The following is a 10,943-nucleotide window of genomic DNA, read 5'->3' on the forward strand; positions in this document are numbered from 1 at the left end:
ATGGCGAACAAACGGAGACGAAGAACCAGGACACCCCGATCAATCCGAAGCGCCTCGAGCGCGCTCGATTGAGTGGGACCTGTTCTCCAAGCGGATATTCATCAGGGCGCGCAGCGATCCCGTTGCACATTCAGACGCCGTATACATGGCCGCAACCGACCTGTTCACCAAACCCGATCCGATACCCTTGACCCGCAGGAGCCATCCATACACGGGTTAAAGTCGGGGCTGTAAGGCGGTAGGAAGAGCATTCGCGCGCCGGCCGCTTCGATCGCTTGGCGGGCGGCGGCGACTTTGTGAGCGGGCAGGTTGTCGAGGATGACGATGTCACCAACTCGAAGCGTAGGCGCCAATACATGCTCGGCATAAGCGGCGAACCATTCACCCGTCATCGGTCCGTCGAGGACCATCGGCGCAGTCATGCCCGTCAGGCGCAATGCGCCTGTAAAAGTAGTCGTTTTCCAGTGCCCGTGCGGGATCGGAGATCGGCACCGCATGCCCCGCTTTGCCCGTCCACGCAGGCGAGCCATCTTCGTCGATGCGCCGGTCTCGTCGATAAAGACCAACCGTTCGGGATCGAGATCAGGCTGGGCCTTGAACCAGGCGCGTCGCCGCGCGAGCACGTCGGGCCGATCCTGCTCGCTGGCGTGCGCTGTTTTTTTTGAAGGTCATCGAGTGACGGTCGAGAAAGCGCCAGATCGTGCTCGGCGCGAACACGACCGCATGCTCCGCCCTGAGAAATTCAGCCAACTCGACCAGTGTGATGTCGTCCTGACCTTCGATCACCGCTAGGATCGTATCCCGGTAGGCTTCGATCCGCTGGGAGCGCTTGTCTCCGCCTTGGGGCTTTGCCCGCGTCGCGCCGCTCTCTCGCCATTCGCGGACCCAGCGGACCGCGCTTGCCGCGGCAACACCGAAACGATCCGCCGCAGCCCGCCGCGACAGGCCACTCTCAACCGCTGCGATCACTCGCGAACGCAAATCCTCCGATATGGCTCTAACCATGCCTGCTGGCCTCCATACCCAGCCGACATGATGAATCAGATATTCTCCCCGATGGGAATCCCTCGCGATTCCATCAGGTCAGATTATGCTCTAGCCGCCTCGCCGGATTGTGGAACTGCTCGCGGGTGGCTTCTACCACAAACAGCAAGGTCATGAAATCAAGCAGGAAGTCGTCAATCGCCCGGGAGATTGTTTCTGACTTGCCGTTGAATTGGTCCAGCAAAACGCGCGCGCTATCGATCGCTTCCACGCTGGTGGCATCAATCAACCGCTCGACTCTCTTGAAAGAATCCAAATCGAAACTCCTTCATGCGCTTGCCAAGCCGTTATGCTCGAAGGCAGTTCCGTGAACTACCCCTAATAGTCAAGCTCTACTGTCACAACAACGGTAATCAATTTGCAAAAATCCTTCGGACGGGGGATTACATATCTGCAGCAATAACATCTTCCGTCTGGAACTTGTTCCACCGACGGGTTCTAGGGCGCGCGAAGAACTTAGAGTACGCAAGGAGGGTCTCGGCCATCCACTTTGCAGGCTTGTGGATGGAAGAGCCGGCGCATTTCAAGCCCCCCGGGAGTCTTGCGATGCGACCGTCATGTGCGACGCAGTGATCCGGGCGGGACAAGACGTCGATGCCGGGCATCTATCGCCGATGATCTGCAATGTACGTCAGCGCCGACGAACGCGCCGGAGCGGCCAGGCATCAGCGCGCAAAAAGCAACATCACCGCCTGCGTCCCTTGAACGTCGCACCCACCGTCGTCATGCATCGCAGTCATCAAACAGTGTAACAGATCCTACAACTAACTTCACAGAATCTTTGCAACCGCTAATCGTGCAAAATGGTACGTTAACCCGGGGTTTAGGCAGCAGCTGGCACCCGGTTACTTGTTAGTATCTCGACTGAAACAGGAGCCGTGCTCTGATGGTCCAAGTCCTCGTGTCCTCGCAGCAAATCACATATCAGCGTACCTAAGGAAAGTGACATGCCGGCCCAGCATTCCACCAGTTCCATCGAACCCACACGAGGCATGGTGAGCAGCACAACTAGAGAGCTTATAGAAGCGGCCGCCTATGAAGTTTGGAGGCCACAGATGTATCACCAGGCGTTCGGTGGCACAGATGCGGCAGAGATTATCGCCGAGGACGGGCCGCAGCCAGGGAATAATTGTGGCTACGGCGACACGCTTTGTTGCGGTACATTCGGCGAGTTGCTGCAAGGTCAGCTGCCGGTTGGCTGCGTTCCCCGGGACCCTCACTTCTTGGTCACGATGCCCATCGCGCTCTTTGCGCGGGCTCACTTTATGCCGGTTGCAGGTACACGATCTGTAACCGTTTATCCGTCACATAAACTCAAAGCAAAGCGACTGGCTGAGAAGCTCGTGATTGCGCTCGGCGCCTCAGGAGGAATCCTCTTTTTGCAATCTGAGCTTCCGGAAGGCAAAGGAATGGCGAGTTCGTCTGCGGATCTTGTAGCGACTGCACGGTCAATCGCCCGCTGCATTAAGCGTAGAATCCGGACATCGTTGATCGAGAAGCTAATGGCGGAGATAGAGCCATCCGACGGGGTGATGTATCCAGGTGTGGTCGCATACCAACAGCGAGAATGTAGCCTTCTCTCCTTCCTCGGGCAAATGCCAGCGCTTGCAATCGTTGGTATCGATGAAGGAGGGACCGTCGAAACCGTCGACTATGATCAAAGGCGAAGTGAAACCTCCGCCACTCACCGAGCAGAGTATCAGGAACTACTCCACCGCGCTCGCATAGCAATTCCACGCGGTGACACCGCCACGATAGGCAGAATAGCCACTGCCAGCGCCCGTTTGCATCAGGAGCGAGCTCCAAAGAGGCATCTGAACTCAATGCTGAAAGCATCCGAGGCCACTGACGCTCTCGGGGTCATCGTCGCGCACAGCGGCACAATGATTGGGATCCTGCTTGATCGAATGGCGGCTGACTTTCCACTGAAGCTTCGGTCCGTGCTCGCCCATGTATCGCCGTTCGACAACTCGCCAAATATATACCTGACAATGACTGGCTGCCGGTGAGGTAAGCAATATGGACGCTGTTCGCAAACGCCTGCCATTCTCCAGCTATTCTGATGCCTATGCTCTCCCCAGCATTATTAGGTGTGATGCAAACCTCTATCTTGCGCAATTCGCGTTCATGAAGCTTCTCCCTGCGATGCACATCATTGAACAAGCGCTGGCTCGAGGGACTTTGACGCATGGCATGAAAGTTCTCGAGACCTCGAGCGGAACCTTCGCACTGGGTTTGGCCGTAGTTTGTCGGGAACGTGGATTCCAGCTCGAAATCTTCACAGACCCAGTGATGGACAAAGGCCTGGAAAACAGGTTGAACTCCTTGGGAGCTGACGTCTGCATCATTACTGAAAAGGCGAGGGAGGGTGGTTATCAAAGAAGCCGCCTAGATGCATTACACGCTAGAATGAGACAGTTGGGCCACTCCTGTTTCTGGCCCCGGCAATACGAAACACCGGACAACCCCGCAGCCTATAAGCTCTTCGCCGATCAGATATCGGGGATGTTGGACGCCGACGTAACGTTGGTCGGTTCCGTGGGGTCAGGCGGCTCTACTTGCGGAACGATAGAGCGCCTCCGCCAAAAAGCCCCTGGCGCGCGCCTGATTGGAGTGGACACCTTCAATAGCGTCATTTTTGGCCAACAGGATGGCGAACGGAAACTGCGGGGGCTGGGGAACAGTCTTGTCCCCAAGAACGTGAAGCATGAACTGTATGACGAGGTGCATCTTATCTCGGCTCCGCTCGCATTTGCTGCAACGCGAACCCTCCACGAGCGGCATGCCGTTTTCGCCGGTCCGACCTCGGGGGCGAGCTACATCGTGGGGCGTTGGCGCGCCCGGCAGTATCCAGGAGAGACAGTAGTCGTCATATGCCCCGATGAAGGTCACCGCTACGTAGAAGCCGTTTACGACCATAAGTGGCTCGAGCAGAACGCATGTCTGAATGAAAGTATTCTGCTGGAAGCGCCGGCCACCGAAAACCATCCCTCGACCGCCCTGCCACCATGGAACCGATATCATTGGGATGGGAAAAGCCGGGAAGCTGTCCTAAGCCTTGTGGAGCAAGTGTGATGAATCGAGGCAGCTTCCTTTTCGTGGAAAGCAACACGACGGGCACTGGCGAACTGTTGATGAAGCGGGCCCGAGTCCTGGGCTTCGAGCCCTATCTCGTTACGCGTAATCCTGCGCGCTATCCGTTCCTCAAAGACCCGGTCGCTCAAGTGATCGAAGCTGAGACCCGCTGCCCGGATGAACTCGTTGCGGTCGCTACCAAGTTAAGTAGGCTGGCAGGTATATACTCGTCGTCGGAGTATTTTGTGGAAGCAGCATCACGTGTCGCTACGGCGATAGGGCGACCAGCAGCGAATTCGGAGGCGATAGCCACATGCCGCAACAAATGGAAGCAGGCGGCCGAATTGCGGCGACAATCAATCAGGGTCCCTGAAACTGGGCTGGCCACTTCCGTCAGAGATGTCGAGAATATTCTTGCCCAGGCCACTCTACCGGTGGTCGTCAAGCCAGTGTCCGGAAGTGGTAGCAGCGGCGTGAGGTTGTGCGATAGTGCCGCCGCCGCCATCAAGGCGTTTGAGAGCGCAAGGGGCGCACTGCTCGATCAAGTAGATCTGCCTAGTCCCGACATCCTGATCCAGCAATATGTTGAGGGTAAGGAATACTCCGCAGAGATCATCGCGTATGATGGGACGCTGCACTGCCTGGGAATTCTTGCCAAGCATAAGGGACCGGCTCCCTGCTTCGTCGAGGTAGGGCACGACTTCCCGGCCCCGCTTCCCGAGGCATCCCTCCAGGAACTGGCCTCTTTTGCCGCGGGCGCGGTGTCGGCGCTAGGCCTGGAGTTCGGACCGGCTCATGTAGAGTTTGTGCTATCCGAGCGGGGCCCCGTCATCATTGAGGTCAATGCCAGGCTGGCTGGAGGAATGATTCCAGTCATGCTCTCGCACGCCTTGGGTACGTCAGTCCTGGACATGGTAATCAAACTTTACGCGGGGGAAGCGTTCACGCTCTCCCGAGCGAGCGCAAGGGCGGGAGCCATCCGGTTCCGACTTGCTCACACGTCCGGGGAGCTCAAACGTCTCGGCTTTTCTCGAAATCCGGACCCGACGGTGCCCGAAGCGGGGCTAATGAAATCTGAGGGAGACGAAGTTCAAATAAATGGCGACTTCAGAGACCGAGTAGCCTACGCCGTGGGCGTCGCTGATGAACTCAACGCCGCCGTAGCGGCAGCGCAACGTATGATCGATTCCCTTGTGATCAATATCGAAGCAGCCGCAGGCGAATCGGACGACACGCAAGTCGCTGGGTCAAGCGTGGGCGGGTGGGGCCTACATCCCGAAGCGATGAAGTTGCTCGCTCCGCCTATTGAAATCTCGCGCGATGGCCGCTTGCTGCAGCACCAGGCGACCATAGACGAGGCACATCTGGTGATGCTCGCCGACCAAGGCTTGATCAGCCAGGTAGCCGCTGCCGATCTCCTCAAGCACATCTTGGACCTCCAGGACGAGGGCTTTCAGTCTTTGGAGGGCCGCGATGCGCCGCGTGGCCTCTACCTTGCCTATGAGGCCGAACTTGGCGCCAGAGTTGGCCCGGAAAAGGCCGGCTGGCTGCACCTCGCTAGGTCCCGCAACGACTTGAACGCGACCATTTCTCTCCTGGCTCTCCGGGAGGCCGGGCGTTCCATCTCCCAACAGATTGGAATTGCACAAGATGACCTGCTTCAGCGAGCGGAAGAGGCATCGAGACTATTGGCTCCGCTGTACAGTCAATACCAGATCGCACTCCCTGGGTCGCCAGGACACTACTTGCTTGGCGTCTTCTTCGCTCTGGGACGCCAGCGCCAGCGCCTCCATTCCCTCCTGGACGACATCAGAAATTGCCCTATGGGGGCGGGGGCGGGCGGAGGCACCAGCATCCCTATAGATCCCCGCCAAACCGCAAGTCTTCTGGGATTCGAACTGCCGTCGTTTAACTCTCTTGATGCGGTCGGGAGCCGCGATCATCACCTTCAGGGGCTTTCAGTCTTCGCTGGCGTTTCAATCCTGCTCAGTCGTATGGCCCAGGACCTGCAGGTTTGGACGACGCGGGAGTTCGCCCTCGTTGACATCCCTCACAATCTTGCCGGCGGCTCTTCCATGCTGCCTCAAAAGAAGAACCCCTTTTTGCTTGAACACGTCAAGGGATCGGCAAGCACCGTAATCGGCGCATACGTTTCTGCTGCAACGGCTACCTGCAAATCGCCATTCAGCAACTCGATCGAGGCAAGCAACTACGGCTGCTCTTCATTGGGCCTAGCAGAAGATGCCCTTAAGCGGGCCATAGCCCTCACATCGCTCATCGTAAAGTTCATGTCTTTCAACGTGCAGTCGATGCGTGAAAATCTGGACGACGGCACATCGATGACGGCCGTTGCCGCCGAACGAATGGCGTCGCGAGGCGTTCCTTTCAGGAAGGCCCACGCAATAATCGGCGAGATCACTAGGCGCTTGTCTCTGGATAGCAGCGTCGCGGAGCGCCGAAGCGAATTGGCCAGCAAACTCGCTGGCGTATTACCCGAAAGTCTCGAAGAGTGCAGGGATGCTCTGCGGTTCGGGGGAGGACCTGGAAAACGATCAACCGACGAGCAGCTTTCCGTGGCAAAAGCGCTCCTTCGGGACATGGAGCTGAAATCCGCCGAGATATCGGAACGCTGGGCGCACGCCGAGGTGCTCCGCAAAGGGAGGGTGAAAGAACTCATCGATAAGCACCAGTCCACTTGAAGGAGTGGAGTGTGTGGACAAAGTCTGGCGGGTGTCTGGGGGCCGGACAGGGGTTGCGGTACGCCGCTGAGTTGGCATGAAGAGAGGGCGGATATCCGTGTCGGTTCGTAGACAGGCTTGTGGGGTTCAGGGTCCCCTCCCATGTTTCAAGTCAGCGGTTCTCGGGACTGTCAGGAGTTCTTTGCGCGAGGCCGGTTTCGTCATGGCTGACGAACCTTTCGCCGAAAACGACGGCGAACTGGGTCCTGGCCTCGAACCATTCGCGCGGTGGTCGTTTCCGCTCTTCGGCCGAGTGGTTCAGAACCAGATAAAGCAGCCTCATGTCGTTAGAGGCTCCAATTCGAGCGCTCCTTACCCTCCAGACGTTCCGACGCGACTATATCATGGCGCAGAATTTCCACTGAGAGCCACGTATATCAGGAGAATGCCTAAATGATGCAGGCTTGCAAGGCGCGCCTCGGCGATTTCGACATAAAAATCCTGCAATTGGTGCCGTTCGACGACCTCATACAGCAGCGCGAAATTTCGGACCGCGTTGGCCTCTCGGCAGCGGCGGTCGCGAGACGTCTAAAAGGGCTTCGTTCCACCGGAATAATCAGAAAGGACATTTCCGTCCTAAGCGAGAGAGCGGTAGGGCGTCCTCAGAGGTCTTCATCCAGGTGACGGCAACAAACCGAAAACTGGATTTGCTTGACGGGATGAAAAGACGGTTCCTGAACTGCCCTCCGGTGCAGCAATACTACCACGTTACCGGAGAGGCGGACTTCGTCCTCATAATTAATACCCCACACCCCACCACCGGAGCGGCGGGGGCCGGCACGGGCGGGCGCCCGGGCGCCAGCCTCTATCAGGAGATCACAGACCGCATCATTGCCGAGCTGGAGCGCGGCACCGTGCCATGGGTCAAGCCATGGGGCAGCGCTCGGCCTGCCGAGGAATGCAGCCAATGCGCCGGTCGCCGCTCCTGCAGCAAAAGCACAGCAGCTGCCGCAGCGTGGCTGACAAGGCATCTTGTCGGCGTCGAGGAGTTCCGTGATTGCTTAACACAGGCGCATAGCTCACACATTACGTCCGGGAGAATGATGCCGGGCAAAGGCCCTAACCTTGGCATGCCATCAACAATACCCAATAGCCCTCCTGATCGAAGCGCATCTAAACACCTCCATTTCAGGCGTTAGTCGAGCCCGCATTGATCAGGGTCACCCTTCTTGGTTCGCGGGAGGAGGCGGTCGCCCCTCTACAATGGCTTCATCAAGTGTCGCCCGTTCAGGGCCGACGGAAAAAGGGCGCACAAGGCGCGCCCTTCATTTCGATCGGCCATCAGCAGCCGCCTTCACCTTTCGTTGTTAGAAGCGGTAGGTGACACCTGCGCCTATCAACCAAGGATCGAGCTCCGCCTTTCCCGTCTGCTTCGCGCCATCCACTGTGACGTCGAAGTCTGGCTTGAGGAAAAGCTTCTTCACGTCGAAATTGATGCCCCAATGCTGATCCACCATGTAGTCGAACCCGACCTGCAGCGCGGTGCCGAACGTGTTATCAACCTTGAGAGCATCGGCACTCCCGGCATGCTGGTTATAGAATATCGTGTAGTTCAAGCCGGCGCCGACATAGGGCTTGAAAGCGCCGAAATTGGTAAAATGATACTGCAATGTGAGCGTGGGCGGCAGCAGCCAAACCTTGCCGACATTGCCCAGCGCGCCGATCGCTCCTTGGCCCTCAATGTTGGCATAGGTGGTGCCGAGGATAAGCTCCGTGGCGATGTTGTCCGTGAAGTAATAGGAGATATCGAGTTCCGGCGTCACAGTGTTCGAATATGAAAGGCCGGAGCCGGGCACTGCATTGACGTAGCCCGAATCCTCAGTAATGACCCCCAACGCGCGCAGGCGAACCTGCCAAGGATTTGGCCAACCCGTGACCGCGGCTCCAGCCTGCGGGACGCTCCCGGATTGCGCAAGCTCGGCCGCCACGGCCTGCTGCCCCATCAGAATCAGGACGATGGCCGCTGTTACGCCCCGCGCCACGCCGATTCGCTTTCTCGCCATGATATTCTCTCCTTGCTCTTCAGAAATGATGCACTGAACTACGAAAACTCTTGCGAATTGCGTGGCGGAGCGCTCATGCGCAGTGTGCGCAGTGTGCGCGGGACCGCGCACACACTATTTGCGCCGTGCTCGCAATCATCGACCTGTACTCACTTAGCAGTAAGCGGGATAACCAGAGGCCTGCAGCTTTGCGACCATCTTACGCGCGTGGCCCGGGTGGGTGCGTTCGGCCCGCTTCGTGGTGGCGAGCAGGATCTGCGTAGGCGGCAATGGTGGTCCCGGCCCCACAGTGAGGGCGGATTTCCGGCCGTCTTGCCAGAATTGTAGAGGTACTGACCGCGCCGCATGAACACGGGAATCTTGTCGGGGCGGTCGAAGATCGCTGTCAGCGCGTCGTGGTCGCGATTGAACTGTGTTCCATCGAACTGCCCCAGGGTCCTGGCCTGGCTGGCGGCCCAGGCAATTGTCTGTTCTCCTTCCACATCTTCGAGCCAAAGATAGGGATCATCGTCCGGGGCATTCAGCGTTGGTTGGAAATCGAATACGGTCATGTCCGGATAACGTGAAGTATGGTGTCGACCGGAAAATAACCGCAACGTCCTGTCGGCTCGGAAAGGCCCGGTTTTCGCAGCTGCGACTGCATGTTCGGCGGGCTCGATCATGATATGATTTCTCCTCAGTCCTTGCCGCAGCGCGTTTGCGGATAGTCTTGCACGTGTCGTGCCAAACGAGAAAACCATTTCACAACAATGACATGGCTCTGACTGCCGTGTGCCTCATGTCGACTTTGTCGCAGACCCGACAACGAGTGCAGCCGTGACCGCCCTGGTAGAATCTCCTGTGCGAGCTCGTGGGCACTGCGGAATAGCAGTGAAGCTCACCGCGAACTGGCCGAGCTTCGGATCGACATCGGCGACGGGACGATTGACGACCACGACGTTGCCGGTGTCGGGCACGGCACGGCCTGAGGAGCTCCGCGGCAGCGATCATCGAATGCCTGCGTTTACGAGGGCTCCCATTCCTGGCCGACCGGTAGGCGCGCAAAAAACTGCTGCCTCATCCCTCCGCCTGGATTGAGCCGCAGGGATGGAATGGCGTCGTGCTTTGGACCGGCAGAATAACCAATTCTGTTCCGGCTATCTGTACAGAGATTCATTGATGCGCTTAGGCCGGGCATCCGCCCATCCGCGACCATCTGAGCATGAGCATCGATCCTTCACCAAGAAAGAGAATTGCTTCCCATGAGAGAGGCCTCGCGGCGGACATGAGTTTGCGTCACTCTTCGTGATCGCGGCCTCCGAGGATGTCGGGATAGCCAGTGCAACGGCACGATAGGGCGAAGGATCTGGCAGCTCTTGCAACTGCTGAGCTCGATGGACACGGCATATCGTGATCTGTCCGACAGAGACGCAGGGTTCTGCACTGTCCGTTCATGAAGACTGTGCTGGTCCCCACAAGATAGAAGTATTCTGATGCAGAGGGTGCCCGATTAGCTATTCGGAAAACTATTTTATCCGGAGTGCAAATCGGGCGCCGCCCTGAAGCGTCCCCCCTCAATGTCGGATGTCGGACAGGATCGTAAATCCGCCAACCCGTTGTTTAATAAAGATTCCTTCTCTGGCACGGCCCATGCATGGGACTCTGCGAACGCATCAGCGAGACGTCGTCCATGATCATGCGCACCGAAAATGCCGTCGCCGTAGTGAACGTCGCCGTAGTGAACACCGCGCTCTCGCCTGCCATCAAGCCGCCGAAAGGCCGGCGCGTCATGGTCGGGCCGGCGATTGGGCCGGCTTCAAACACCTTAATGAGCCTGCAAAGCGTCTCGCGTGACGGCGACGCGGGCATCCAGACGAACGGAAAGACATACGTCGTTGCCCCACGTCGCCGGCCTGACCCCTCGATTTCACCGCGCTGGAATGCTCCGGTCTACATTCGACGACGCGAACGCGCTGGACAAATTCTCGCAAACCCGGTCGGGACCGGTGCTCCGAACGTCCGCGAGGGGGCCCAATGGCTGTGGCCGATATTCGCCGCGAACAAGCCGTCCAGTGGGAAGACTCTATAGGAGGAAGCAGTGGAG

At 58.1% G+C, this 10,943-nt stretch carries 8 protein-coding genes and 4 pseudogenes; 6 read left to right on the top strand and 6 right to left on the bottom strand.

The window, feature by feature from the left end; genetic code table 11:
* Positions 1–212: 212 nt before the first annotated feature.
* The 3 genes and pseudogenes from NKH35_RS29825 to NKH35_RS29835 form a co-directional block, all read right to left on the bottom strand.
* A pseudogene (locus NKH35_RS29825) lies at positions 213–669 on the bottom strand (IS630 family transposase); the annotation flags it as partial.
* Between the two features lie 87 nt (positions 670–756).
* A pseudogene (locus NKH35_RS32085) lies at positions 757–1,005 on the bottom strand (helix-turn-helix domain-containing protein); the annotation flags it as partial.
* A 73-nt stretch (positions 1,006–1,078) separates the two neighbouring features.
* The gene (locus NKH35_RS29835; protein ID WP_352917297.1) at positions 1,079–1,300 is read right to left on the bottom strand and encodes a hypothetical protein; all 222 of its coding nucleotides are present in this window, start codon (positions 1,298–1,300) and stop codon (positions 1,079–1,081) included.
* Positions 1,301–1,991: 691 nt separating this feature from the next.
* On the opposite strand from NKH35_RS29835, the gene NKH35_RS29840 reads away from it, so the two are divergent.
* From NKH35_RS29840 to NKH35_RS29850, 3 genes are read left to right on the top strand one after another with little or no spacing between them, the layout of a single operon-like run.
* Positions 1,992–3,053, top strand: a complete 1,062-nt coding sequence (locus tag NKH35_RS29840; RefSeq protein WP_352917299.1) for a GHMP family kinase ATP-binding protein — start codon at positions 1,992–1,994, stop codon at positions 3,051–3,053.
* A gap of 10 nt (positions 3,054–3,063) precedes the next feature.
* On the top strand, positions 3,064–4,119 hold the full coding sequence (locus tag NKH35_RS29845; protein WP_352917301.1) for a cysteine synthase family protein: 1,056 nt from the start codon (positions 3,064–3,066) through the stop codon (positions 4,117–4,119).
* Positions 4,119–6,818, top strand: a complete 2,700-nt coding sequence (locus NKH35_RS29850; RefSeq protein ID WP_352917303.1) for a lyase family protein — start codon at positions 4,119–4,121, stop codon at positions 6,816–6,818. The genes NKH35_RS29845 and NKH35_RS29850 overlap by 1 nt, the downstream gene beginning before the upstream one ends.
* Positions 6,819–6,969: 151 nt before the next feature.
* Here the strand turns inward: NKH35_RS29850 and NKH35_RS29855 are convergent.
* A pseudogene (locus tag NKH35_RS29855) lies at positions 6,970–7,140 on the bottom strand (hypothetical protein); the annotation flags it as partial.
* Positions 7,141–7,253: 113 nt separating this feature from the next.
* Between NKH35_RS29855 and NKH35_RS29860 the strand changes: the two are divergent.
* Both NKH35_RS29860 and NKH35_RS29865 read left to right on the top strand, forming a co-directional pair.
* The gene (locus tag NKH35_RS29860) at positions 7,254–7,481 is read left to right on the top strand and encodes a winged helix-turn-helix transcriptional regulator (RefSeq protein ID WP_352917309.1); all 228 of its coding nucleotides are present in this window, start codon (positions 7,254–7,256) and stop codon (positions 7,479–7,481) included.
* A 110-nt stretch (positions 7,482–7,591) separates the two neighbouring features.
* A pseudogene (locus NKH35_RS29865) lies at positions 7,592–7,744 on the top strand (ArdC-like ssDNA-binding domain-containing protein); the annotation flags it as partial.
* Positions 7,745–8,164: 420 nt separating this feature from the next.
* Here NKH35_RS29865 and NKH35_RS29870 read toward each other — a convergent pair.
* Both NKH35_RS29870 and NKH35_RS29875 read right to left on the bottom strand, forming a co-directional pair.
* Positions 8,165–8,860, bottom strand: coding sequence for an OmpW/AlkL family protein (locus NKH35_RS29870; RefSeq protein WP_352917305.1), 696 nt, complete (start codon positions 8,858–8,860; stop codon positions 8,165–8,167).
* A 149-nt stretch (positions 8,861–9,009) separates the two neighbouring features.
* A complete protein-coding gene (locus NKH35_RS29875) occupies positions 9,010–9,522 on the bottom strand; it encodes a hypothetical protein (RefSeq protein ID WP_352917307.1) in 513 nt (170 codons plus the stop codon).
* Positions 9,523–10,529: 1,007 nt separating this feature from the next.
* Between NKH35_RS29875 and NKH35_RS29880 the strand changes: the two genes are divergently transcribed.
* The gene (locus tag NKH35_RS29880) at positions 10,530–10,928 is read left to right on the top strand and encodes a hypothetical protein (protein ID WP_352765610.1); all 399 of its coding nucleotides are present in this window, start codon (positions 10,530–10,532) and stop codon (positions 10,926–10,928) included.
* The last annotated feature ends 15 nt before the right edge of the window (positions 10,929–10,943 follow it).

Origin of the sequence: Mesorhizobium sp. M1143, assembly GCF_040318435.1 — a bacterium.
Lineage (GTDB): Bacteria > Pseudomonadota > Alphaproteobacteria > Rhizobiales > Rhizobiaceae > Mesorhizobium.

What these genes read in the sequence shown, in the direction of transcription:
- NKH35_RS29880 (WP_352765610.1), top strand. Translation starts at nt 10,530, where the DNA reads ATGATCATGCGCACCGAAAATGCCGTCGCCGTAGTGAACGTCGCCGTA.
- NKH35_RS29875 (WP_352917307.1), bottom strand. Translation starts at nt 9,522, where the DNA reads ATGATCGAGCCCGCCGAACATGCAGTCGCAGCTGCGAAAACCGGGCCT.
- NKH35_RS29860 (WP_352917309.1), top strand. Translation starts at nt 7,254, where the DNA reads ATGCAGGCTTGCAAGGCGCGCCTCGGCGATTTCGACATAAAAATCCTG.
- NKH35_RS29845 (WP_352917301.1), top strand. Translation starts at nt 3,064, where the DNA reads ATGGACGCTGTTCGCAAACGCCTGCCATTCTCCAGCTATTCTGATGCC.
- NKH35_RS29840 (WP_352917299.1), top strand. Translation starts at nt 1,992, where the DNA reads ATGCCGGCCCAGCATTCCACCAGTTCCATCGAACCCACACGAGGCATG.
- NKH35_RS29850 (WP_352917303.1), top strand. Translation starts at nt 4,119, where the DNA reads ATGAATCGAGGCAGCTTCCTTTTCGTGGAAAGCAACACGACGGGCACT.
- NKH35_RS29870 (WP_352917305.1), bottom strand. Translation starts at nt 8,860, where the DNA reads ATGGCGAGAAAGCGAATCGGCGTGGCGCGGGGCGTAACAGCGGCCATC.